The following is a 23,357-nucleotide window of genomic DNA, read 5'->3' as shown; positions in this document are numbered from 1 at the left end:
CACCTTACCCTTCCAGCATGAGACGCCTATTGGTCGCGTTGCTGCTTGCGTTGCCCTTCTTCCTGGTCGCCTGTGGCGACGACTCCGACGGCAAACGGTCGAGTACCGAATCAGGTGGAAGCCAGATGGCGACCGAACCTGCGCCGATGCAACCACCGGGCATCACGATGGACTCTGGCGGAATGCGCGAAGCGCCCGTCGACGCGACGGCCGAACGAAAGGAAATCACGACAGGCAGCGTCTTCATCACAGCGCCGGACCCGATCGAGTCCGCCCACAAGACCATCACGAAGGTGGAGTCGCTGAGCGGGCGAGTCGACAACCGGACCGAGCAGCCGGGGACTCCGAACACGCAACCGAGTGCGTCGCTGACAGTCCGCGTGCCATCCGACAAGACCGACCAACTCGTCGCCGCACTGCACGAATACGGGCGGGTCACCAGCATCACCATCACCAGCACGGATGTCACCCTGCAAGTCGACGATCTCGACGCCCGGATCAAAGCCTTGCAGGCATCGACCGACCGCCTGCGGGCATTGATCGCGGCAGCGACCAACACAGCGGATCTGATCGAGGCGGAAAACGCGTTGTCGAGCAGGCAAGCAGAACTGGACAGCCTGGTGGCGCAGAAACGGCACCTCGACGATCAGATCGACCTGTCCACGCTCTCGATCGAATTCACCACAGAAGACATACCCCCGCCGAACCCCGAGCCGGACCCGGACAGCTTCTGGGACGGAATCGTGTCGGGCTGGAATTCTGTTCTCGACGCGATCGGGGCGGTCGTGCTGTTCGTCGGGAAGGCGATCCCGTGGGTTGGGTTATTGGGCGTCATCGCGTTGCTCGGCTGGCTAGGTTGGCGGGTGATCAGCGGTGCCCGCCGTAGTCATCGATCGAAGCCAGAGCAAGCCGAACAGCAGGAGGTCGGTTAGACGCTGCCCTCGAAACCGTGCTGGCGCCACGCCTCGTACAGGGCGACCGAGGCGGCATTGGCGAGGTTCAGTGATCGACGCCCGGCCAGCATAGGGATCCGGAGCTGTGCCGTGACGTGCGGATCGGCGAGTACCTCGGGTGCCAAGCCGGTCGGCTCAGGACCGAACAGGAGGACGTCACCGGCGCGGTAGGAGATATCGGCGTACGACGTGGTCGCGTGGGCGGTGAAGGCGAAGACGCGCTCGGGCTGCAGGGAGTCCCATGCGGCCGGGAGGTTCTCGTGCACGGTCACCGAGGCGAGGTCGTGGTAGTCGAGGCCGGCGCGACGGAGCTTCGGCTCGGACATGTCGAAGCCCAGCGGCTTCACAAGGTGCAGTTCACACCCTGTTCCGGCTGCGAGACGGATGGCGTTTCCCGTGTTGGGCGGGATGCAAGGTTCGTGGAACATCAAACGGAACACCACACCAGCCTTTCAGAGGCGGAGAATGAGGGAATGTCTACCGTCGATTACGAGCAGTTCATCGCCGAGGACTACAGCGAATCCCTGCATGCGGGGGAGGCGTGGAGCGACCGGCATTACACCCGGTGTTCGTTTCGGGAAGCCGAGCTGGCGGGCCTACGGACCGAGCGTGTCGTGTTCACCGAGTGCGACTTCACGGGTGCGGACCTGAGTCGGTCCCACCATGTCGCGTCGGCGTTCAGGTCGTGTACGTTCAGCGGAACAACGCTGTGGCACAGTACTTTCCGAATCTCGACGATGCTGGGATCCACGTTCCAGCACTGCCGGATGCGGCCGATTCAGCTTCAGGAGGTGGACTTTTCCCTGGCATCACTCGGTGGCGCCGATCTGCAGAAGGTGGACCTGAGCGACTGCAGGTTCCGGGATGCGATCCTCGTGCAGGCCGATCTGCGTGGCGCGTCGCTCAATTCGGTGGATCTGATGGGTGCGCGAACGACCGGGCTGCGACTCGAGCACGCCGACCTGCGAGGTGCGCACATCGACGCGATGTTGTGGCGTACGGCCAAGCTGACGGGCGCCCGGATCGAGCAGAGCCAGGCGGTTGCGTACGCACAAGCCAGCGGACTGGTCGTTGGGTAACGGTCGTCTGAAACAATGGCGGGCGTGATTCTCCTAGATGGCAAGGCCACCCGTGACGAGATCTTCGAGGACCTGACAAAACGCGTCACCGCACTACGGGAACGGGGGATCACGCCTGGGCTCGGCACAGTACTCGTCGGTGACGATCCGGGTTCGGCAACCTACGTTCGGCTGAAGCACAGCGACTGTGCGAAGGTCGGGATCAACTCGATCCGGCGTGATCTGCCTGCGGACGTCAGCCAAGCGCAGCTCGACGACACCATCGACGAGCTCAATGCCGATCCGGCGTGCACCGGCTACATCGTCCAGGTTCCGCTCCCGAAGCATCTCGACGAGAACGCGGCCCTCGAGCGGATCGACCCCGACAAGGACGCGGACGGGTTGCACCCGGTCAACCTCGGGCGACTAGTGCTCGGCAAGGAGGCGCCGTTGCCGTGTACGCCGCGTGGCGTGCTGGCGCTGCTGCGTCGGTACGACGTGCCGATCGCCGGTGCGCATGTCGTGATCGTCGGCCGCGGCATCACGGTCGGCCGACCGCTCGGGTTGCTGCTGACGCGCCGGACCGAGAATGCGACGGTCACGTTGTGCCACACCGGAACGCGCGACCTCGCGGCCGAGGTCCGGCGGGCGGACATCGTCGTGGCGGCAGCGGGTTCGCCCGGTCTGATCACCGCCGACATGGTGAAGCCGGGCGCAGCGGTCGTCGACGTCGGCGCGGCCCGCGGGCCGGACGGCCGCGTCGGCGATCTGGCGCTGGACGTCGCGGATGTTGCGGGCTATCTGTCGCCGAACCCCGGTGGCGTCGGACCGCTGACGAGAGCGTTTCTGCTGTCGAACGTGGTCGAGCGGGCCGAGCTCGAGTGACACGAGGCCGGGTTCTCACTTACGTCCGTTGCCACCTGCCGATGGTGGTGGTGACGATCGTGATCGTAGTCGCGGTGGTTCTGGTCCTGTCGGAACGCTGGCGCCGTGGTGCGCTCGTATTCGGCGGCGGAACGCTGCTCGCGGCGGCATTTCGGTTGTGCTTGCCGGCCGACCGGGTGGGTTTGCTCGCCGTGCGGGGCAAGGGCTTCGACGTGCTGGCGCTGGTGACGGTCGGAACTGCAATCGTGCTGCTCGCCGCGTCGATCGACCCGTTGGGAACCGGTTAGCCGCGCGCCAGGTTCATGGTCTCGCCGAGAAGTTTGGCGACGGCCGTTGCCTCGGTGAGGAAGCCGTCGTGCCCGTCCCTGGAGTGCAGAATCTCCAGGCCGGCACAGCCGGGGAGATGATCTGCCAACTCTTGCTGTGTCCGAAGCGGATACAGCCTGTCGGAGTCGACTCCGCCGACCACGCAGGGAACCGGGGTTGCTGCGAGTGCTGCTTCCACGCCGCCGCGGCCACGACCGACGTCGTGCCGGTTCATCGCGTCGGTGAGCAGTACGTAGGTCGACGCGTCGAACCGCGAAACCAGCTTGTCGGCTTGGTGCTCGAGGTAGCTCTGCACGGCGTATCGGCCACCGGCCAAAGGATTCTCGTCGCCTTGGGCGAAGTTTTCGAAGCGATGATCGAGTTCGAACTCGGTGCGGTAGGTCAGATGCGCGATGCGGCGCGCAATCCGGAGGCCGGCCAGCGGCGCATTTCCGCTGCCGTGATAATCGCCGCCCTGCCAGTGGGGATCGGCAGCGATCGCGGCGATCTGTGTTGTCTGCGTACCGATCTGGTCAGCGGTGGCGCGCGCTCCGACGGCGAGAACGAGGGCCGACGCAACCCGGTCCGGCTCGCCGACCATCCACTCCAGAACGCGCATGCCACCCATCGAGCCACCGGCGACCGATGCAAGCCGCTCGATACCGAGCCGGTCCAGAACCGCTTTCTCGGCAGTGACCTGATCGCGGATGGAGATTCCGGGAAAGCGTGAGCCCCAGTACTTTCCGTCCGGCGCGATGGAGGACGGACCGGTCGTACCTTTGCAGCCGCCGAGGACGTTGGTCGCAACGACGCACCATTCGTCGGTATCCAGCGGCATCCCGGGCCCGACCATGCCGTCCCACCAGCCGGGCAGCTTGTGGTACTCCGTTGCCGGACCCGTGACGTGCGAATCGCCGGTCAAGGCATGCTCGACCAGCACAACGTTGTCTCGCTTCGGGGACAGCTCACCCCAGCGCTGTACCGCAACGGTGACGTCTGGGATCACCGCTCCGGATTCGAGCTCGACAGCACCGATACCGATGGTGCCGAGCTGCCCGTCCGGCGGCGGGAATACCGCATCCGGACGGGCTGCGCGTGAAACTGTCAAGACGCGGCCGCCACGAAACCAGCGCGAAGGTCCGTCAGGATGTCTTCGATGTTCTCGATCCCGACCGCCAGGCGGACGAGGCCGGGCGTGACGCCGGACGCGAGCTGCTCTTCGGGAGTGAGCTGCGAATGGGTCGTCGACGCGGGGTGGATGACGAGCGAACGCACGTCGCCGATGTTAGCGACATGGCTGTGCAGGGTCAGCGCGTTGACGAACCGCTTACCGGCGTCGACGCCACCGGCGAGCTCGAAAGCGACGATCGCGCCGGCACCCTTCGGAGCGAGTTGCTTGCCACGTTCGTACCAGGGCGACGAGGGCAGGCCCGCGTACGCCACCGAGGTGACGTCGGGGTGAGCCTCGAGGAACTCGGCGACCTTCAGTGCGTTCTCGACGTGGCGCTCGATCCGCAGGCTCAAGGTTTCGATGCCTTGGCTGATCAGGAACGCGTTGAACGGCGAGATCGCCGAGCCGAGGTCGCGCAGCAGTTGCACCCGCGCCTTCAGTGCGAAGGCCGGCGCACCGAGGTCGGCGAACACGACGCCGTGGTAGCTCGGGTCGGGAGTGGTGAAGCCGGGGTGGCGGCCCTGGGTCCAGTCGAAGTTGCCGCCGTCGACGATCACGCCGGCGATCGCCGTTCCGTGCCCGCCGAGGTACTTGGTTGCCGAGTGCACGACGATGTCCGCACCATGCGCCAAGGGCTGGATCAGGTACGGCGTGGCAACCGTGTTGTCCACGATGAGCGGAATTCCGGACTCGTGGCCGACGGCCGAGACACCGGGGATGTCGAAGATGTCGTTCTTGGGGTTCGAGATCGTCTCGGCGAAGAAGGCTTTGGTGTTCGGGCGGATTGCCGCGCGCCACTGCTCGAGGTCGTCGGGGTCCTCGACGAAGGAGACCTCGATGCCCAGTTTCGGGAGCGAGTAGTGGAAGAGGTTGTACGTTCCGCCGTAGAGCCGCGGGCTCGACACGATGTGGTCGCCGGCCTGTGCGAGGTTGAGGATCGCAAAGGTCTCCGCTGCCTGACCGGACGCGAGCAGCAGTGCTGCCACGCCGCCTTCGAGTGCCGCGACGCGCTGCTCGACCGCGTCCTGAGTCGGGTTCATGATGCGGGTGTAGATGTTGCCCGGCTCTGCGAGCCCGAAGAGCGCTGCCGCGTGATCGGTGTTCTTGAACGTATAGGACGTCGTTTGGTAGATCGGCAGTGCACGAGCGCTCGTCGTGCCGTCGGGCACCTGGCCGACGTGGATCTGCTTCGTCTCGAAGGACCAGTTTGCGGACGCGTCTGTTTCGGTCATGGGGGTACTCCAGGAAATGAGAAAGGTGGGGGGGGTGTCGGGGCCTATCGGCTACAACAACACATGCTTCGAAACCTCCTGATACGCACTTGCCCTCTCGCTTACCGGAGGGCCCGGTCATCACCCGGAGCACCCCACCGCGGTAGGAGGGTTGCCGACCAACAAGCCGGGGCTATGCGCTGGTACTCATGACCTGCCCGAAATGTTAGCAGTCGGTGCGCAGTGCCCTGGAACTCCCTGTAGGGACCCGCCTTAACCCGTACGTGCGTCATGTTTAGATTGGGCATGACGTGTTTCGGCCACGACGTATACGTTGTCTGTTGAACAGCTGGGATCGCTCACAAGCGGATTCGCGGTGGTCAACGAGGGCACCTTCCTAGGAGGACGCAGAGTACCCATGTCCAAGATCAAGGTAGAGGGCACTGTCGTCGAACTCGACGGCGACGAGATGACCCGGATCATCTGGCAGTTCATCAAGGACAAGCTGATCCATCCGTACTTGGATGTCGACCTCGAGTACTACGACTTGGGTATCGAACACCGCGACGACACCGACGACCAGGTGACCATCGACTCTGCGAACGCGATCAAGAGGCACGGCGTCGGCATCAAATGCGCCACCATCACGCCTGACGAAGCGCGTGTCGAGGAATTCGGACTCAAGAAGATGTGGCGTTCGCCGAACGGCACGATCCGAAACATTCTCGGCGGCACCATCTTCCGCGCGCCGATCATCATCTCGAACGTGCCGCGTCTGGTGCCAGGGTGGACGAAGCCGATCATCATCGGCCGCCACGCGTTCGGCGACCAGTACCGCGCGACCGACTTCAAGGTATTCGAGTCCGGCACTGTCACCCTGACGTTCACTCCCGACAGTGGCGGCGAACCGATCCAGCACGAGGTCGTCAAGTTCCCGGCGGACGGCGGGGTCGTTCTCGGCATGTACAACTTCAAGAAGTCGATCGAGGACTTCGCGCGCGCGTCGCTGAATTACGGTCTGCAGCAGAACTACCCGGTGTACATGTCGACGAAGAACACCATCCTCAAGGCCTACGACGGCATGTTCAAGGACACCTTCCAGGAGGTGTTCGACACCGAGTTCAAGCCCGAGTACGACGCCGCGGGCCTTACCTACGAGCACCGCCTGATCGATGACATGGTTGCGTCCTCGATGAAGTGGGAGGGCGGCTACGTCTGGGCCTGTAAGAACTACGACGGCGACGTGCAGTCCGACACTGTCGCCCAGGGTTTCGGTTCACTCGGTCTGATGACGTCGGTTCTGCTCACCCCGGACGGCCAGACCTGTGAGGCCGAAGCCGCCCACGGCACCGTGACCCGCCACTACCGCCAGCACCAGCAGGGCAAGCCGACCTCCACGAACCCGATCGCCTCGATCTTTGCTTGGACGCGTGGCCTGGAGCATCGCGGCAAGCTCGACAACACACCCGATGTCATCGGTTTCGCGCAAGCGCTCGAGGACGTGGTCATCAAGACCGTCGAGGGTGGCCAGATGACGAAGGATCTCGCGCTCCTGGTCGGTAGCGACCAGGGCTACCTGACGACCGAGGAGTTCCTCGGGGCACTCGACGAGAACCTCGCGAAGGCCATCAACGAGCGTTGACCGCTGGTCAGCCGGCGCGCAGTGCCGACCGAGCTGCCGCGATGTGCTCGGAAACGAGCATCGCGACTCGGTCGGGATCCTCGAGCATGGGGACGTGTCCGATGCCGTGCATCGTGATGCGGTCGGCTTCGGGCGGCAGTTCTTCGAGGAACATGCTGCCGTACCGGCGCATCGGAATGATGCGGTCGTTTTCGCAGAGCAGCAGCCGAACGGGTATGGCCACATCGCTGAGCCCGGTGACACCCCCGCCGCGCAGCCCCGTCCACAAGACCTTCAAGAATGCCGAACAGTGCGTCGCGGCGAGCACGACTGCTTCGGCGTCCGCGAAGTCGACGGCGCTGACGTTCTTGCTCACGAGCGGCAGGAACAGTTTGTGGATCAGTCGATTGTGTACCGCGAGGTCGCCGAGTAACCGACCGACGCCGACGAGCGGGCCGAGCGAGAGGAATTTGATGCCGACGCGGATCTGATCGGCGGTGAACTCGCGCCAGCCGCCGGCGGGCGCGATGGCCGTCATCGTCCGGGCGCGGCCGCGCTGGACGAGTTCGAATCCGACCCAGCCGCCGAGTGAGTTGCCCACGACGTGGCAGGTGTCCCAGCCGAGCTCGTCGAGCTGGGCCTCGATGCTGTCTGCCAGCGACGACGCGCTGACATTCCAGCCGTCGACGGGCGGGCCACCCCAGTGGCCGGCAAGTGCGGGCGCGAAGACTTCGTAGTCTTCGGCCAGTCGCTCTGCCACGCCGCGCCACACGTGGGGCGAAAGCATGAACGGCTGAATCAGCAGTACGGGTTCGCCCGACCCCATGTGCAGGGCCTTCGTTGGCAACGGTGCCACGGTGGACCTTCCTCACGTCATTGTTAGGAATGCAGAGCTGTGGAGATATAGAGCTCTCAGCTAGATAACTCGTCGCTCGTCGATTGTGCAACTCGGAGTCACAGGCATCGCTCTGTGCACAGAATTCCCAGTCGTCGAGCGAACCAAACTCCGCAATGTTGCTAGCCTTGCGCGCGATGAGCACCAGCGCGCAGCCGACCCAGCGACACAGGTCGCTCGCCGCGACCGTGCTTGCCCTGCTGCTCCTCACCTTCGGTAGCGCATGTAGTTCGCCTGCCCCCAGTCACACCGACAGCCGAATTCCTGCCCACGCTGTCGAGACTCTGCGCGCGATCGACGCGGGAACGTGGCCGGAGTCCGCGGATGCGCCCGGTACGAAGGGTGGTCAATCGTTCCGAAATCAAGAAGGCGTGCTGCCCCGAACCGACTCCGGTGGTGCGTCGATCCGGTACCGCGAGTGGGACGTCAACCCGAAAAAGCGCGGGCAATCGCGTGATGCCGAGCGGATAGTCACGGGTAGCGACGGCTCTGCGTGGTACACCGATGACCACTACGAAACCTTCGAGAGGATGCGCTGATGCCGAACGCCGCGCAGTTCGTTGCGAGTGCGGCGGCAGCACCGGTCGGTCTGCTGCGCGCAACCGCGCAGGATGCAAGCCGATTGCGGTACGCGTTGCCGGAACTTGGATACGTCGTCCGCGAGGTACGCGGTGCGAAGATGCCGACAGTCTCTGCGGTGTTCGACGAGTTCGCAGCGGCGTTCCAGTTCCCGTACTACTTCGGGGAAAACAAGGACGCGTTCGACGAATGTATGCGCGATCTCGAAGAATTCGTCGGGCCCGCAAGGGGTTACGTCGTGCTCGTGCGCGATGCCGAGTTGTTGCTCGGTGCCGACCCGGATGCGATCGGCTGGTTCTTCGAGGCAATGTCCTTCTACGCGCAGGAGTGGTCCGACCGGACCGAGCCGGCGGTTTTCCGTGTCGTCCTGCAGGTCGAGCGGAGCCTGCCGAAGTCATGGCCGACCGTGCAAACCACTGTGCTGACGCTCGATTGACCGACGAGGTCCCTGGCTCTACGCGTCGGTGCACGTGGAAAGATCAGCAACCATGTCCAGCCCCACCCCCGAGGCCGCGGCGCCCAAACCCCGCGTCCTGTCCGGAATCCAGCCCACTGCCGACAGTTTTCATCTAGGGAACTACCTGGGCGCGGTTCGCTATTGGGTGGGTTTGCAGGACGATCACGAAGCCTTCTATTTCATTCCGGACCTGCATGCCATCACCGTGCCGCAGGAGCCGAAGCAGCTGGCCCAGCGAACGCGAATAGCGGCCGCGCAGCTGCTTGCGCTGGGTATCGATCCACAGCGCGCGACCTTGTTCGTGCAGAGTCAGGTGCCCGAGCACGCCCAACTCGCCTGGGTCCTCAACTGCATCACCGGCTTCGGTGAAGCCGCACGGATGACGCAGTTCAAGGACAAGTCGGCCCGGCAGGGTTCCGACAACGCGAGCGTCGGACTGTTCACCTATCCGATCCTGCAGGCTGCCGACATTCTGCTGTACCGGCCGCAACTAGTGCCCGTGGGCGAGGATCAGCGCCAGCATCTGGAACTGACGCGGGATTTGGCGCAGCGCTTCAATACGCGGTTCAAGAAAACGTTCGTCGTACCCGAGGCGCACATCATGAAGGGTGGCGCGAAGATCTTCGATCTGCAGGACCCGACGTCGAAGATGAGCAAGTCGGCCGCGAGCGACGCCGGCCTGATCAGCCTGCTCGACGACCCCAAGGTGTCGGCGAAGAAGATCCGGTCGGCGGTCACGGACACCGAACGCGAGATTCGCTTCGATCCGGAGACCAAGCCGGGCGTCAGCAATCTGCTGGTGATTCTCGGTGCGCTGACCGATCAGCCGATCGCAGGTTTGGAAGTTGCGTACGAGGGGAAAGGTTACGGCGACCTCAAAGTGGACGTTGCCGATGCTCTCGTCGATTTCGTCACGCCGCTGCGGGCCCAGGTGCAAGAATTTTTGCAGGATAAGGGTGAATTGGACCGAATTTTGACCGCAGGCGCCGAACGGGCCAGGGCGGTGGCGTCGCGCACCTTGAGCCAGGTGTACGACCGAGTGGGGTTCCTGACCCCGAGAGGGTGATCAGCTATCCCGGACATCAAGGTCGACGACGTCAAGGAGAAAGCTAGCGACGTCAAGGCAACACTGGAGCAACAGCGCGCGAAGCGCCCGTGGCTCGATCATCTGATTCGGGCCGGTGCCAGGTTTCAGGCCCAACGCGGCGATTTCTACGCCGCGGGAATCACGTACTTCACGGTCCTCGCCCTGTTTCCGCTGATCATGGTCGGCTTCTCGATCGCGGGCTTTGTGCTGAGTGGCAACCCGGAACTGCTGCTCGACGCAAAGGACAAGGTGCGCGACAGCGTCCCAGGCGACATGGGAAACACGCTGAACGATCTGATCCAGCAAGCCGTCGACTCACGCGCGACCGTCGGTGTGATCGGGTTGGTCGGTGGCCTCTATGCCGGGCTGGGGTGGATGAACAATCTGCGAGCCGCGCTTACCGAACAGTGGGACCAGAAGCACGAGCCGGACGGTTTCCTCAAGACGAAGATCGTCGACCTCGGTGCGCTGGTAGGCCTCGCCTTCGCCCTCGTGCTGTCGCTCGGCTTCTCCGCGGTGAGCTCTGGGACTGTCGGTCGGCGGCTTCTCGCCCTCGTCAACCTGGAGAACGCTCCGGGAGTCGGGATCGCACTGAAGATCGTTTCGATCGCGCTGGCGGTCTTCGCGTCCTGGGCAGTGTTCGTCTGGGTCATCGCGCGTCTGCCCCGCGAGCCAGTCACGCTGAAGAGCGCACTCAAAGCCGCACTACTCGCTGCGATCGTGTTCGAGATCTTCAAGCAGATCGCGACGTTCTATCTCAAGACCGTGCTCAGCAGTCCCGCGGGAGTCGCGTTCGGCCCGATTCTCGGAATCATGGTGTTCAGCTTCTTCACCTCGCGCATCATCCTGTTCGCAACGGCGTGGGCAGCGACCGCTGAGGAGAATTTGGCTCTCGCCGTCGTGAAACCGCCGGAAGCGACCATCATCGCGCCTCGCGTCGAAGTTCGCGGCGGCCCGACGGCGGCGGGAGGTCTCGCGCTGTTCGGTGCGGGTGTGGTTGCCGCACTGGGGCTTTCGGGGATGCGGCGCAAACGCGGCTAGCTCAGCGGCCGTGTTTCTTGCGGCGATCGAGCGAATCCGCAGCCAGCAGGCACGCGAGTACGATCAGCACTCCGACGAGAACGATCAGCACCCGGACGATCGTTGTGTGGGTGCCGCTGTCGGAGTCGGTCGAGCTACCGTCCGAGCCTCGCTCCGGTGGCGCGGCAAGCGTCACTTCGCCGGCCCTGGTGGAACGGGTGCGCGTCGACGTCGACGCGTCGTCGTTCTCGTCGACCAGGGTTCCGACGTACTGATCGGCATCGAGTGCGAAGCCGTAGTCGAGCAGCCGAGCGGCCTGCTCCCATGGCCGGATCGGCTTGACGTCCGCGGCCAACAACGTCACCGCAAGTCGCCGACCGTTGCGCTCGGCACCGGCGACGAACGTCTGGCGGGCGTCGTCGGTGTAACCGGTCTTGCCGCCGAGCGCGCCGTCGTAGTTGTAGAGCAGTTGGTTGTCGTTGCCGATCGGGAAGCCCGGATGATCCTTGTCGTCGGGGATACGTGGGTCGGCGGGGAACCCGGGGAAATCGACCTGCTCCGTGTGGATCAACGTCGCGAACGTGGGGATCTGCATCGCCGCCCGGAAGAACAGCGCGAGGTCGTAGGCCGATGTCGACATCCCCGGTCCGTCGAGTCCCGACGGGGTCGCGACGCGGGTGTCCAATCCGCCCAACGAGACCGCGAGTTCGTTCATGCGCTCGACGGTTGCCTCGTCGCCGCCGAGCTGCGCCGCGATCGCGTGGGCGGCATCGTTACCCGACGCCATCACGAGGGCCTGCATGAGTTGCATGTTCGTGTACCGCCCACCGGGCCCGATCCCGACCCGCGTGCCGTCGACATCGGCGTCCGCCGTCGTGCCCGTGACGGTGCGGCGCAGATCGAGTTCGTCCAGCGCGAGGATCGCCAGCAGCACCTTGATCGTGCTGGCCGGGCGGTAGCGCCCGTGCGGGTCTTTCGCCGCCAGCACGTCGCCCGTATCGAGGTCCGCCAGCACCCAGGCGGTTGCGGAGATGTCCTTCGGTAGTGCATTCGAGCCCGAGGGCGTGATGACGCCGCATTCGCCGAGCTCGTCCCCGCCGACAGGATCGTCGGGAATCGGAAGTGGGCCTGGGGTCGGCTCTCCGGGCGCGGGCACCTCGGACGAGTCGATCGCGCGAGGAGGCGCGGTCTCGTTCGGGCAGTCGTCGGTTCGCGGTGTGGTGAAAGGCGGGGTCGTCGACGTGGTCGTGCTACCGCTCGAAGTGGAGTCGTCGGGGTCCGCGATCGCGGGAATCCCCGTCAGTGCGATGAGGACGAGGATCATCGAGACGACTGTCGATCGGAGCAGGAGAGCGGTGACGCGCGTGTTCATTGTCGATGCAGCGTACCGGTGTTCACCCTAAGGTTGGCGCAAGCCCGCATCAGTCCGGAAGGAGACGCCGTGCCGATCGACAGGATCAAGGCGCTGAGAACTCAGCGGCAGGAGGTCCTCGACTACTGCCGCGACCTGTCGGCGGCGGACTGGGAGACGGACAGCCGTGCGGCAGGGTGGCGCGTCAAGGACGTTGTCGCGCACTTCGCCGGCGAGTGCAAGGTCATGTTCAGCCCCAAGATCATCGGTGTCATCGCAACGAGCGACACCGAAGCCAAGAACGAGGATCTCCTCGAGTCGTGGCGCGATATGCCTGCGGACAAGGTCCTCGCCGAATTCGAAAAGTGGAGTGCGCGGGCGGCGTCGTTGCTCCGGGTCACGACCGGCGGGCCGCTCGGGGCGATCCCGTTGCCGCTGGGGAACCTAGGCAGGTATCCGATCCGGTTGCTGCCGTCAGTGTTCGTCTTCGACTGGTACACCCATCTGAAGCACGACATCGCCCCAGCTCTCGACAGGCCTGCACCGCCGATCGACGAAGAGCGGATGGCAGTCACGCTGGAATGGATGCTCGCCGGCCTCGGTCAGATGAACCGCGAATCGATGACCTGGCTGAACCGGCCGATCGGGCTCACCCTGACCGGTCCGGCCGGTGGGAACTGGCAGATCACGCCGCTGCGCAAAGGCAAACTCGAGGTCGAACCGGGCAAGGGCGCCAAGCCGATCGCCCGGATAACAGGGCGATCGACCGACTTTCCGCTATGGGCGACCACGCGCGAGAAATGGCGTGATCACGACCTGACGATCGAAGGCGACAAGGACGTTGCCGAGAAGTTCCTCGACGCCGTCAACATCATCTAGCGAACAGCAGCGCGCGCTTGACTTCCTGAATCGCCTTCGTGACCTCGATGCCGCGAGGGCACGCGTCGGTGCAGTTGAACGTCGTACGGCAACGCCAGACGCCTTCTACGTCGTTCAGAATGTCGAGGCGCTCGCGGGCGCCTTCGTCACGGCTGTCGAAGATGAACCGGTGTGCGTTCACGATCGCGGCCGGACCGAAGTAGCTGCCGTCGTTCCAGTACACCGGGCAGGACGTGGTGCAGCAGGCACACAGGATGCACTTGGTCGTGTCATCGAAGCGGTGCCGGTCGGCCGCGGACTGAATGCGCTCGCGGGTCGGCTCGTTGCCGCTGGTGATGAGGTAGGGCTTGACCGCACGGAAGGCGTCGAAGAACGGCTCCATGTCGACGATCAGGTCCTTCTCGACCGGCAGCCCACGGATGGGCTCGACCGTGATGGTCAGCGTCTTGTTGCTGTCCTTGGGGAGCATGTCCCGCATGAGCACCTTGCACGCCAGTCGGTTGACGCCGTTGATGCGCATCGCGTCCGAACCGCAGACACCGTGCGCGCACGAGCGCCGGAAAGTCAGTGTTCCGTCGAGGTAGTTCTTGACGTAGAGCAGCAGGTTCAGGAGCCGGTCGGTCGGCAGGCACGGGACCTGGAAGCTGTCCCAGTGCGCACCGAGGTCGTTCTCCGGGTTGAAGCGCGCGATCTTCATCGTGACCATGACCGAGCCGTTGGGCACGGGCGGGGGAGTCTGCCCGGTGCTCGCCGGGGATTCAACAGACGTAGTCATCAGTACTTACGCTCCATCGGCTCGTAGCGGGTCTGAACCACCGGCTTGAAGTCGAGGCGAATATCGGAGAGCAGGTCTTCGCCCTCTTTGTACGCCATGGTGTGCCGCATGAAGTTCACGTCGTCACGGTTCGGGTAGTCCTCGCGCGCGTGTCCACCGCGGGACTCCTTGCGGTTCAGCGCACCGACGACCGTCACCTCGGCAAGCTCGAGCAGGAAGCCGAGCTCGAGCGCCTCGAGAAGGTCGCTGTTGTAGCGCTTCCCCTTGTCGTGCACCGTAATTCGCGCGTAGCGCTCCTTCAGTGCATGGATGTCGGTGAGGGCCTGCTTCAACGTGTCTTCGGTGCGGAACACCGACGCGTTGTTGTCCATCGACTTCTGCAGTTCGGTGCGGATGTCGGCGACGCGTTCGTGGCCTTCGCCCGACAGGATCCGCGCGAGCCATTCCTGGACCATGCCGGCGGGGTTCTCGGGCAGCGGGATGAAGTCCGGACGCCGTTCCGCGTACTCCGCGGCGGCGATGCCCGAACGGCGACCGAACACGTTGATGTCCAGCAGCGAGTTGGTGCCGAGCCGGTTCGCACCGTGCACGGAGACGCAGGCGCACTCGCCGGCGGCGTAGAGCCCGAAGACGATGTCTTCGTTGTTGCGCAGCACCTCGCCGCGGATCCGGGTCGGAATGCCGCCCATGACGTAGTGGCAGGTCGGGAACACCGGGACGAGTTCGGTGACGGGGTCGACGCCGAGGTAGGTACGCGAGAACTCGGTGATGTCGGGGAGCTTCTCCTCGAGTACTTCCGCGCCCAGGTGGGTGACGTCGATGTAGACGTAGTCCTTGTCCGGTCCGGCGCCGCGGCCTTCGAGCACCTCGAGCACCATCGATCGCGCGACGATGTCACGCGGCGCGAGGTCCTTGATCGTGGGCGCGTAGCGCTCCATGAATCGCTCACCGTCGGCGTTGCGCAGGATGCCGCCCTCGCCGCGGACCGCCTCGGAGATGAGAATTCCCAGACCCGCGAGGCCTGTCGGATGGAACTGGTGGAACTCCATGTCCTCCAAGGGGAATCCCTTGCGGAACACGATCGCCATGCCGTCACCGGTCAGGGTGTGGGCGTTCGAGGTCGTCTTGTACATCCGGCCCGATCCGCCGGTGGCGAAGATGATCGATTTGGCCTGGAAGATGTGCAGCTCGCCGGTCGCAAGCTCGTAGGCGATGACGCCGGTTGCCGTCGGGCCGCGGTCCGTCTCGGTGATCGCGATGTCGAGCACGTAGAACTCGTTGTAGAACTGGACGTCGTGCTTGACACAGTTCTGATAGAGCGTCTGCAGGATCATGTGACCGGTGCGGTCGGCGGCGTAACACGCGCGGCGCACGGCGGCCTGGCCGTGGTTGCGGGTGTGCCCGCCGAAGCGGCGCTGGTCGATCTTGCCCTCGGGCGTCCGGTTGAACGGCAGCCCCATCTTCTCGAGATCGAGAACGGCGTCGATCGCTTCCTTCGCCATGATCTCGACCGCGTCCTGGTCGGCGAGATAGTCGCCGCCCTTGACCGTGTCGAAGGTGTGCCACTCCCAGTTGTCTTCTTCGACGTTGGCGAGCGCCGCACACATACCGCCCTGAGCCGCACCGGTGTGGCTGCGAGTGGGGTAGAGCTTGGTCAGGACAGCCGTGCGAACGCGCGGACCGGCCTCGATCGCTGCGCGCATCCCGGCGCCACCTGCACCTATGATGACGACGTCGTACCTGTGTTCGTGAACCTGAGGTTCGGGCATGTGTGTGCTACTCCCCGGGGGTGAAGTTCGGATCGAAGGTGAAAATCACGTACGTGCCCAGCCCGATGATGAGGATCATCGACAGCGCCAGCAGGGTGTTCAGCCAGAAGCGCGTCGAGTCCTTGCGGGAGTAGTCGGCGATGACCGTTCGCAATCCGTTCCCGCCGTGGAGTTGCGCGAGCCAGAGCATCGTCAGATCCCAGAACTGCCAGAACGGTGAGGACCAGCGGTCGGCCACGAACTGCCAGTCGACCCGGTGAACGCCTTCGTCCCACATCAGCATGATGAACAGGTGGCCGAAGGTCAGAATGATCAGCGCGAGTCCGGAGAACCGCATGAACAGCCAGGCGTACAACTCGAAGTTGTTCTTCGACGCCTTCCGCGGCGCACGCGGGTTGTCGAGGCTGGCCGGGCGATCGTAGGACTTCGACAGAGAACGGGCTTCGACGCTCATCAGTGCCCCCACGTGCCCATGTAGATGTTGTAGAAGATGCGGCCGGATGCCGGGATCATCACGACGAACCAGATGCCGAGGATGATCCACAGCATGAGGCGCTGGTGACGCGGGCCCTCGGACCAGAAGTCGACGAGCATGATCCGCACGCCGTTGAGCGCGTGGTACAGGACGAGCGCGACGAGCGCGAGTTCCATCAAGCCGACGATGGGGTTCTTGTACGTGTCGACGACTTCGTTGTAAGCCTCAGGGCTGACGCGAACGAGCGCAGTGTCGAGAACGTGAACGAACAAAAAGAAGAACAGCGTGACGCCGCTGATCCGGTGCATCACCCACGACCACATCCCGGGGTCGCCGCGGTACAGCGATCGCGTGGGCTCCTTTTCTGGAGCGTCCGCGTCAATAATGCTTGCCATCGCGTGCCTTGCCTCCAACGTCTTCGATGGACGCGCCGAGCGGGTGTCCGGTCGACGAGAACCGACTTGTGGTGAACTCTAAACCCCCGCGATACAACGACATAGATCAACTGGCGCTCTTACTGTGCATAAATGCCTTTGTTAGGTTTGCCTTTCCAATGTGAAAAGAGATCTGAAGATGGGAATTTCAGACCGGGGCAACTCGCCGGCCGAGGGTGTCGCAGACCACGGCGTCGATTGGAATGTGTTGCGCGCCAATGCGAGACGGGCGATGCAAAACGCCTATGCGCCCTATTCGAACTTCGCGGTAGGCGCTGCGGGCGTCGTCGACGACGGCCGAATAGTGGTCGGTTGCAATGTGGAAAATGTCTCATATGGACTGAGTCTCTGCGCCGAATGCGGAATGGTGTCGAACCTCTTTTCCGGCGGTGGCGGACGACTGCTCGCAGTATCGGTTTGTGACGCGGGTAACGAGATTCTGATGCCTTGCGGGCGATGCCGGCAGCTTCTTCTCGAGCACGGCGGCCCGGGCCTCTTGATCGATACTCGAAACGGTGCCGTTTCACTTAGTGCTTTGTTGCCCAACGCTTTCGGTCCCGACGATATCGAGCGGGTATCGGGAGGCTCCGGTGCCTGACGCCGTATCGGTCATTCGGGCCAAGCGGGACGGGCACGAACTGACTCGCGCGCAGATCGATTGGGTCGTCGACGGCTTCACGCGCGGAACCGTTGCAGACGAACAGATGTCGGCACTGGCTATGGCGATCCTGTTACGCGGGATGACACGTACCGAGACGAGCGCGTGGACGACGGCGATGATTGCGTCGGGTTCCCGGATGGATTTCACGGACCTCCCGCGACCTACCGTCGACAAGCATTCGACCGGCGGAGTGGGTGACAAGATCACGCTTCCGCTTGCTCCACTCGTCGCCGCGTGTGGTCTCGGAGTGCCGCAACTTGCGGGCCGAGGTCTCGGCTACACGGGCGGCACACTCGACAAACTCGAAGCGATTCCGGGCTGGAGCGCGCAGGTGTCGAGCGCCCGCATGCGGGAGTTGGTCGCGGACCCGGCAGTCGGGGCCGTCATCTGCGCGGCCGGTGCCGATCTAGCGCCCGCCGATAAGAAGCTCTACGCACTACGTGACGTGACCGGCACAGTCGAGTCCATCCCGCTCATCGCGAGCTCGATCATGAGCAAGAAGATCGCCGAGGGTACGGGTTCGCTGCTGCTCGACGTGAAGGTCGGATCGGGCGCGTTCATGCAGAAGTACGACGACGCGCGCGAGCTTGCGGAAACGATGGTGGAGATCGGCACCGATGCGTCGCTGCCGACGCGAGCGATGATCACCCGGATGGACGTGCCGTTGGGGTCGACCGCGGGCAATGGACTCGAAGTCGCCGAATCGGTCGAGGTCCTGGCCGGGGGCGGTCCCGCGGACGTCGTCGAACTGACGATTGCCTCCGCACGCGAGATGCTGGCTCTTGCCGGCGTCGAGGACGTGGATCCCGCGCAACGACTTGCCGACGGGCACGCGATGGACCATTGGCGGGCAATGATCGCCGCGCAGGGCGGAGACCCCGACGCCGCCCTCCCGAAGGCTCGGCACACCGAGCTCGTGCGCGCGACGGAATCCGGCGTACTGACGACGTTGGACGCGCTGGCGGTCGGGATCGCAGCCTGGCGGCTGGGCGCCGGCCGGGCTCGCCAGGGCGACGCGGTCCAGTCGGCCGCGGGTGTCGTCATGCATGCAAAGCCCGGCGAAGCCGTACAGGCCGGTGATGCGCTGTTCACGCTGCACACCGATACGCCGGAGTCGATTGCCTCGGCGCTCGAGGCGCTCACGGGTGCATGGTCGGTATCGGAAGGCTATTCGCCGCCGCCGCTGATCATCGAGCGGATCGGCTGACAGCAGGACGGACGGGTCAGGCGAGACGAACCGTCGCCACAGCGCGGCCGAAGATCTTCCTGCCGTCGGCGAGTCCCGTGAGGGCGACCGTAGCGGTGCGGGCGGCGGTGTCGATCGCACGTACCTTGCCGCTGAAGCGCACTTCGGCGGACCGGTCGGAGGGGACGTACAGGGGGCTCACGAAGCGAACGCCGAATTCTTGAACGGCACCGGGGTCGCCGACCCACTCGGTCACCAGACCGGCGGCAAGGCCCATGGTCAGCATGCCGTGGGCGACGACGTTCGGCAGCCCGACTATGTCCACGATCGTGTCGCTCCAGTGGATCGGGTTCGCGTCGCCGGACACACCCGCGTAGTTCACCAGATCGCCCCGGCTGACGTAGTTGACGTGCTCGGGCACACAGTCGCCGACAGCGACCTCGGAAAGGCGGCGCTGCGGTCGAGGTTCGTATTGCGCGTACGACGGAGCGAGGGTGTCGGCGGGCCCGTCCGCGGCAGCGACGTTGTACGCATTTCCGGCAGAGGGCGTGGACGTCGGGACTTCGGTCGCCGCGATCGTCTTCACCGCACGCGCGAGCCTGTCGTCGGCGCCTTCGCCGCCTGCGCGCCCGACGATCGTCGTCCAGCCGGTTTGCACGTATTCGTCTTTCTCGTCGACGATGTCGATCCGGAGGACGAACAGGTGCTGACCGTGGCCGTGCCGGAAGGCTTCGAGTGTCACGTACGAGATCAATCGGTCACCGGCCCGGACCGGGCGATGGGACGTGATCCGTTGTTCGGTGTGCAGAACCTGGCTCAGGTCGTAGTTAGGCATGAAGTTCTCGAAGATGTGCCGCCGCGCTATGGCGCCCAGGATTGCGGTGAAGGTGACCGGCGCGATCAATCCGTCGTGGCCGTGCGCGATTGCCGCCGCTTCGAATCGATGCGCCGGATGGGCGTCCTGCACTGCGCGCGCGAACTCCCGGATCTTCTCGCGTCCCACTTCGTAATAGCCGTTGAGCCGCAAAGGATTTCCGACCAGAGCGGTGGCTTCGGCGGTAGCGGCGGACGTGGTCGTGTCGACACTCATCCGCGACCGGGCGCCTTGGCGAGTGAGAACTGCATGACGTCTATGTACCCATTTCTGAAGTAATCCCCGGTCCCGCCGAGGTATTTCACATATGTGTCGTAGGCGGCGGGCGAGGCTGCAGCTATTGCCTCGTCGCGGTGCTCGCGCAGGGTGGCGCACCAGTGGTCCAGCGTGCGCGCATAGTGGAGCCGCAGCGGGTGGATTCGCTCGACGACGAAACCTGCCGCCCTGGCGTCGGCGACGACCCATTCCGGCTCCGGAAGTTGCCCACCCGGGAAGATCTCGGCGTTGATGAAGTTGGCGAATTCGAGGACTTCACGATTGATGGGGAGTCCCTTCGCCCGAATCTCGTGGCGGTTGTACTGCACGATCGTGTGGAGCAGCATGCGGCCGTCAGGCGGCAGGATCGAGTGGCAGCGCTCGAAGAATGCCCCGTAGCGCTCCCTCCGGAAATGCTCGAATGCGCCGATCGAGACGATCCGGTCGACCGGTTCGTCGAAATCCTCCCAGCCCTCCAGTCGTACCTCGGCGGTCCTGCCGTTGCGCAGCGGGCTGTCGGTCGCGTGGGTGACGTGTGTGAACTGGTTGCGGCTCAGCGTCAGGCCGATGACGTCCACGTCGAAGTGGTCGCGAGCTCGCATCATCGTCGAGCCCCAGCCGCAGCCCACGTCCAGCAGCGTCATTCCCGGGCGGAGATCGCATTTGCCGAGCGCAAGATCGATCTTCGCGAGCTGGGCCTGCTCGAGAGTCATGTCGTCGCGGCTGAAGTACGCGCAACTGTAGGTCCGGGTCGGGTCGAGAAACGTTGCGAAGAAGTCGTCTGACAAGTCGTAGTGGGCTTGCACGTCGTCGTAAAAGGGCAGAAGGCGTTCGGGCATGGGTCACCGCCGTGTGTCGGTTATGCGGGTGGGACGGAATCGGCTGCGCGTTGCCAACCGCTCCCAGCGCTCAGCACCCAACGAAAAACATTGCAGAGCAACGTTTTTCTCTTCTGGGCGCCGCGATCGGCGATTGGTATGTAGGCATTCGGGGCCCGGGCGGGATCGGATTGGTGTGAGATCGGACCGATCCGCGCGCGTGGACCGCAGGTCGGGGGTTACGGTTTGCGGTATGCCGCTCACCGGTCCGATGCCGCTGAATCTGTCGACTATCCGGCAGGCGCCCAAAGCGCTGCTGCACGATCATCTCGACGGCGGCCTGCGCCCGTCGACGGTCATCGAGTTAGCCGCCGAGTGCGGCTACGACCGGCTCCCCGAAAGCGATCCGGCAGCGCTCGGTGACTGGTTCCGCGATGCCGCGAACAGTGGGTCGCTCGTGCAGTACCTCGAGACCTTCGAGCACACCGTTGCGGTAATGCAGACGCCGAATGCGCTCGAGCGCGTCGCGCGCGAGTGCGTCGAGGATCTGGCCGCGGACGGCGTCGTCTATGCGGAGATCAGATTCGCCCCCGAACTCCACCTGGAGGACGGCCTCACGCTCGACGAAGTTGTCGAGCACACGCTGGCCGGGTTCGCGTCGGGCGAGTCGGCGGTTGCGGCGTCCGGTCGCAGAATCCGTGTCGTCTGTCTGCTCACGGCGATGCGACATGCTGCGCGGTCGCGTGAGATCGCGGAACTTGCGGTGCGCTTTCGGCACCGCGGCGTGGTCGGCTTCGACATCGCAGGCGCCGAGGCTGGATTTCCGCCGAGCAGGCACCTCGATGCGTTCGAATACATGCGAACGAACAACGCGCACTTCACGATCCATGCCGGCGAGGCGTTCGGCCTGCCGTCGATCCACGAAGCCGTGGCGTTCTGCGGAACCGACCGGCTCGGTCATGGCGTGCGGATCACGGACGACATCGATGTCGCGGCAGACGGTGATGCCACGCTCGGGCTCGTTGCGAGTTACGTTCGGGACAAGCGCATTCCGCTCGAAATGTGCCCGACGTCCAACGTGCAGACCGGAGCCGCGGCGTCGATCGCGGAGCATCCTTTCGCGCTGCTGGCCCGGTTGCGTTTCCGCGTAACCGTGAACACCGACAACCGATTGATGAGCGACACCACGATGAGCGGCGAGATGCTCAAGCTCGTCGAGACCTTCGGCTACGGCTGGAGCGACCTGCAGCGGTTCACGATCAACGCGATGAAGTCGTCCTTCATTCCTTTCCCCGAGCGGCTATGGCTCATCGACAACGTCATCAAACCCGGTTACGCCGTGATACTGGGCTGAAACGCCGTTCAGCGCTTGGCGATCCGAGCCTCGAACCCGGTTTCCAGTGCGCGCCACGCCTCCGCCTCGTCGCCGAACGGCGGGCTGGGAGCCATCCGTGTCGGATCGGGATTCAGGACGTACGACACGTACCAGCCGAGCGGCGTCGACGGCGCCAGCGCCTTTTCGACGGCCCCGTCTTCGGCGTAATCGCCTGCATCGGTAAACAATTCGACCGCGAGGTCGAGTTGCTCGGCGTCGACCGACTCCGGTCCCTCGCCGAGGTCGTCGGCCAAACCGGTGAGCACGTAGACGTTCTCGTCGGTGACCTCGACCTCGAGCGACCCGTCGACGGCCGCCGATTGCACCTGCGAGTAGGTGCTGACCTTGGCGAGGTCGTGCTCGTGATTGTCGGCCAGGTGGCGTGCAAGAGAGCGCTCCGAGGTGAAAACGTCTATCTTTCCGTCGTTTCCGAGGAAGATCGGATCGTCGTCGAGGTAACACCGCAGCGTGAAGTAGATCCCGCTGGACATGATGATCTTCACCGGATCGATGCCGACAGAGTGCCAGAACGAATCATCGTCCTCATCCTCGTCGTCTTCGAAATCGACTGCCTCGAACTCGGATTCGTCGTCTTCGTCGGTGACGTCGTCGGCATCCACCGTGTTCTCGTCTGCGGCAAGCAGTTCTGCCTCCGCGAGCGCGACTGCGGAAGCGTCGACCTTGGGCGTGGAGACCACCTTGTCGATCGCGTCGAGCACGGAGTCCCAGTCCTTGGCAACGGCCGTACCGACCTGATCCCACAGCTCTTCACCGTCCCGACCGGCAAACGCATTCACACCACCCGGGAGTGCGCCGAGAATCGGATTGGCACTGAAGAACTTCAGGACCGCGTCCAGTTCGCAGACCTCGCCGATGGTGCGCACCATCTCGAGTGTGTCCTCCAACTCGGCAACCACGTCGGCGTCCGGATCGGCCGCGGCCAACTCGGGAACGCCGACCAGGTCGAAGCAGTGGGTGTCCTCGGGCTCGAGCTCGGCGGCCGACAAGGCCACGACAACCGGCCAGGCCGGGTGTTCCACAAGGTCGTTCTCTTTGTCGGACCGGATGAAAGCCGCGAGCTCCGCAACCGACTCGAAGCCGAAGAGGGCATCGTCACGACCGAGGAAGGCCTCCCACTCGTCGTCGCCTTCGCGCCAACGCGGAGCCCACAGGGTTACAAGATCGCCATCGGTGAGTCCGAGTTCGATCGGGACGATGTCTCCAGCTGCCATGGTTGGAAAGCCTATCGACAGTTCGGCGAC

At 64.4% G+C, this 23,357-nt stretch carries 25 protein-coding genes and 1 riboswitch; of the genes, 13 read left to right on the top strand and 12 right to left on the bottom strand.

Annotation, left to right across the window (positions count from 1 at the left end; genetic code table 11):
- Nucleotides 1-17: 17 nt before the first annotated feature.
- On the top strand, nt 18-932 hold the full coding sequence (locus tag JGU72_RS22225; protein ID WP_199686267.1) for a DUF4349 domain-containing protein: 915 nt from the start codon (nt 18-20) through the stop codon (nt 930-932).
- Here the strand turns inward: JGU72_RS22225 and JGU72_RS22220 are convergent.
- Nucleotides 929-1,393 (bottom strand): tRNA (cytidine(34)-2'-O)-methyltransferase, encoded by a 465-nt coding sequence (locus JGU72_RS22220; RefSeq protein WP_199686266.1) that lies wholly within the window; start codon nt 1,391-1,393, stop codon nt 929-931. The genes JGU72_RS22225 and JGU72_RS22220 overlap by 4 nt on opposite strands.
- Nucleotides 1,394-1,426: 33 nt before the next feature.
- Between JGU72_RS22220 and JGU72_RS22215 the strand changes: the two genes are divergently transcribed.
- The 3 genes from JGU72_RS22215 to JGU72_RS22205 are packed head-to-tail and all read left to right on the top strand — an operon-like array spanning nt 1,427 to nt 3,183.
- Nucleotides 1,427-2,032 carry a pentapeptide repeat-containing protein gene (locus JGU72_RS22215; RefSeq protein ID WP_199686265.1) on the top strand — a complete coding sequence of 202 codons (606 nt, stop codon included), beginning with the start codon at nt 1,427-1,429 and terminating at the stop codon, nt 2,030-2,032.
- Between the two features lie 24 nt (nt 2,033-2,056).
- Nucleotides 2,057-2,896, top strand: a complete 840-nt coding sequence (locus JGU72_RS22210; protein ID WP_307828558.1) for a bifunctional methylenetetrahydrofolate dehydrogenase/methenyltetrahydrofolate cyclohydrolase — start codon at nt 2,057-2,059, stop codon at nt 2,894-2,896.
- 41 nt (nt 2,897-2,937) lie between these two features.
- Nucleotides 2,938-3,183: a DUF3017 domain-containing protein gene (locus tag JGU72_RS22205; protein WP_199686403.1), complete on the top strand. Its 246-nt coding sequence runs from the start codon at nt 2,938-2,940 to the stop codon at nt 3,181-3,183.
- Here JGU72_RS22205 and metX read toward each other — a convergent pair.
- Together metX and JGU72_RS22195 are read right to left on the bottom strand one after the other, a co-directional pair.
- A complete protein-coding gene (gene metX / locus JGU72_RS22200) occupies nt 3,180-4,310 on the bottom strand; it encodes a homoserine O-acetyltransferase MetX (protein WP_199686263.1) in 1,131 nt (376 codons plus the stop codon). The two genes, JGU72_RS22205 and metX, sit on opposite strands and share 4 nt — an antisense overlap.
- The gene (locus JGU72_RS22195; protein ID WP_199686262.1) at nt 4,307-5,605 is read right to left on the bottom strand and encodes a bifunctional o-acetylhomoserine/o-acetylserine sulfhydrylase; all 1,299 of its coding nucleotides are present in this window, start codon (nt 5,603-5,605) and stop codon (nt 4,307-4,309) included. The genes metX and JGU72_RS22195 overlap by 4 nt, the downstream gene beginning before the upstream one ends.
- A gap of 80 nt (nt 5,606-5,685) precedes the next feature.
- A riboswitch (SAM riboswitch) is annotated at nt 5,686-5,799 on the bottom strand.
- A 203-nt stretch (nt 5,800-6,002) separates the two neighbouring features.
- On the opposite strand from JGU72_RS22195, the gene JGU72_RS22190 reads away from it, so the two are divergent.
- Nucleotides 6,003-7,226, top strand: a complete 1,224-nt coding sequence (locus tag JGU72_RS22190; protein ID WP_199686261.1) for an NADP-dependent isocitrate dehydrogenase — start codon at nt 6,003-6,005, stop codon at nt 7,224-7,226.
- 7 nt (nt 7,227-7,233) lie between these two features.
- Here the strand turns inward: JGU72_RS22190 and JGU72_RS22185 are convergent, their stop codons facing one another.
- On the bottom strand, nt 7,234-8,061 hold the full coding sequence (locus tag JGU72_RS22185; RefSeq protein ID WP_307828557.1) for an alpha/beta fold hydrolase: 828 nt from the start codon (nt 8,059-8,061) through the stop codon (nt 7,234-7,236).
- 176 nt (nt 8,062-8,237) lie between these two features.
- Here JGU72_RS22185 and JGU72_RS22180 point away from each other — a divergent pair, with 176 nt between their 5' ends.
- Genes JGU72_RS22180 through yhjD form a run of 4 tightly spaced genes read left to right on the top strand, consistent with a single transcriptional unit; the run spans nt 8,238 to nt 11,264 of the window.
- Nucleotides 8,238-8,639 carry a guanyl-specific ribonuclease gene (locus JGU72_RS22180; protein ID WP_307828556.1) on the top strand — a complete coding sequence of 134 codons (402 nt, stop codon included), beginning with the start codon at nt 8,238-8,240 and terminating at the stop codon, nt 8,637-8,639.
- Nucleotides 8,639-9,115: a barstar family protein gene (locus JGU72_RS22175; RefSeq protein ID WP_199686259.1), complete on the top strand. Its 477-nt coding sequence runs from the start codon at nt 8,639-8,641 to the stop codon at nt 9,113-9,115. The genes JGU72_RS22180 and JGU72_RS22175 overlap by 1 nt, the downstream gene beginning before the upstream one ends.
- Before the next feature lie 52 nt (nt 9,116-9,167).
- Entirely contained in the window at nt 9,168-10,202 is a 1,035-nt protein-coding gene (gene trpS, locus JGU72_RS22170) for a tryptophan--tRNA ligase (RefSeq protein ID WP_199686258.1), read from the top strand.
- 15 nt (nt 10,203-10,217) lie between these two features.
- A complete protein-coding gene (yhjD, locus tag JGU72_RS22165; protein WP_199686401.1) occupies nt 10,218-11,264 on the top strand; it encodes an inner membrane protein YhjD in 1,047 nt (348 codons plus the stop codon).
- Between the two features lies 1 nt (nt 11,265).
- Here yhjD and JGU72_RS22160 read toward each other — a convergent pair whose 3' ends face one another.
- The gene (locus tag JGU72_RS22160; protein WP_233532834.1) at nt 11,266-12,615 is read right to left on the bottom strand and encodes a D-alanyl-D-alanine carboxypeptidase family protein; all 1,350 of its coding nucleotides are present in this window, start codon (nt 12,613-12,615) and stop codon (nt 11,266-11,268) included.
- Nucleotides 12,616-12,684: 69 nt separating this feature from the next.
- Between JGU72_RS22160 and JGU72_RS22155 the strand changes: the two genes are divergently transcribed.
- Nucleotides 12,685-13,473 (top strand): maleylpyruvate isomerase family mycothiol-dependent enzyme, encoded by a 789-nt coding sequence (locus JGU72_RS22155; protein WP_199686257.1) that lies wholly within the window; start codon nt 12,685-12,687, stop codon nt 13,471-13,473.
- Here JGU72_RS22155 and JGU72_RS22150 read toward each other — a convergent pair.
- From JGU72_RS22150 to sdhC, 4 genes are read right to left on the bottom strand one after another with little or no spacing between them, the layout of a single operon-like run.
- Nucleotides 13,466-14,248, bottom strand: coding sequence for a succinate dehydrogenase iron-sulfur subunit (locus JGU72_RS22150; protein ID WP_199686256.1), 783 nt, complete (start codon nt 14,246-14,248; stop codon nt 13,466-13,468). The genes JGU72_RS22155 and JGU72_RS22150 overlap by 8 nt on opposite strands.
- Complete coding sequence (gene sdhA, locus JGU72_RS22145) at nt 14,248-16,017, bottom strand: succinate dehydrogenase flavoprotein subunit (RefSeq protein WP_199686255.1); 1,770 nt, start codon at nt 16,015-16,017, stop codon at nt 14,248-14,250. Before sdhA ends, JGU72_RS22150 begins: the two co-directional genes overlap by 1 nt.
- Before the next feature lie 7 nt (nt 16,018-16,024).
- A complete protein-coding gene (locus JGU72_RS22140; RefSeq protein WP_199686254.1) occupies nt 16,025-16,471 on the bottom strand; it encodes a succinate dehydrogenase hydrophobic membrane anchor subunit in 447 nt (148 codons plus the stop codon).
- Nucleotides 16,471-16,887 carry a succinate dehydrogenase, cytochrome b556 subunit gene (gene sdhC / locus JGU72_RS22135; RefSeq protein WP_199686253.1) on the bottom strand — a complete coding sequence of 139 codons (417 nt, stop codon included), beginning with the start codon at nt 16,885-16,887 and terminating at the stop codon, nt 16,471-16,473. The genes JGU72_RS22140 and sdhC overlap by 1 nt, the downstream gene beginning before the upstream one ends.
- Nucleotides 16,888-17,065: 178 nt before the next feature.
- Here sdhC and JGU72_RS22130 point away from each other — a divergent pair, with 178 nt between their 5' ends.
- Nucleotides 17,066-17,524, top strand: a complete 459-nt coding sequence (locus JGU72_RS22130) for a cytidine deaminase (RefSeq protein WP_199686252.1) — start codon at nt 17,066-17,068, stop codon at nt 17,522-17,524.
- Complete coding sequence (locus JGU72_RS22125) at nt 17,517-18,794, top strand: thymidine phosphorylase (RefSeq protein ID WP_199686251.1); 1,278 nt, start codon at nt 17,517-17,519, stop codon at nt 18,792-18,794. The genes JGU72_RS22130 and JGU72_RS22125 overlap by 8 nt, the downstream gene beginning before the upstream one ends.
- A gap of 16 nt (nt 18,795-18,810) precedes the next feature.
- Here the strand turns inward: JGU72_RS22125 and JGU72_RS22120 are convergent, their stop codons facing one another.
- Together JGU72_RS22120 and JGU72_RS22115 are read right to left on the bottom strand one after the other, a co-directional pair.
- Nucleotides 18,811-19,863, bottom strand: coding sequence for a fused (3R)-hydroxyacyl-ACP dehydratase subunits HadA/HadB (locus tag JGU72_RS22120; RefSeq protein ID WP_199686250.1), 1,053 nt, complete (start codon nt 19,861-19,863; stop codon nt 18,811-18,813).
- Nucleotides 19,860-20,741 (bottom strand): cyclopropane mycolic acid synthase family methyltransferase, encoded by an 882-nt coding sequence (locus JGU72_RS22115; RefSeq protein WP_199686249.1) that lies wholly within the window; start codon nt 20,739-20,741, stop codon nt 19,860-19,862. Before JGU72_RS22115 ends, JGU72_RS22120 begins: the two co-directional genes overlap by 4 nt.
- A gap of 232 nt (nt 20,742-20,973) precedes the next feature.
- On the opposite strand from JGU72_RS22115, the gene JGU72_RS22110 reads away from it, so the two are divergent.
- Nucleotides 20,974-22,074 carry an adenosine deaminase gene (locus JGU72_RS22110; protein WP_233532833.1) on the top strand — a complete coding sequence of 367 codons (1,101 nt, stop codon included), beginning with the start codon at nt 20,974-20,976 and terminating at the stop codon, nt 22,072-22,074.
- An 8-nt stretch (nt 22,075-22,082) separates the two neighbouring features.
- Here JGU72_RS22110 and JGU72_RS22105 read toward each other — a convergent pair whose 3' ends face one another.
- Nucleotides 22,083-23,327 carry a primosomal protein gene (locus JGU72_RS22105; RefSeq protein ID WP_199686248.1) on the bottom strand — a complete coding sequence of 415 codons (1,245 nt, stop codon included), beginning with the start codon at nt 23,325-23,327 and terminating at the stop codon, nt 22,083-22,085.
- Between the last annotated feature and the right edge of the window lie 30 nt (nt 23,328-23,357).

Source organism: Antrihabitans auranticaus (assembly GCF_016481275.1).
Taxonomy (GTDB): domain Bacteria; phylum Actinomycetota; class Actinomycetes; order Mycobacteriales; family Mycobacteriaceae; genus Antrihabitans.
The sequence above is the reverse complement of the archived record's forward strand: the minus strand, read 5'-3'. Positions and strand labels throughout refer to the sequence as shown.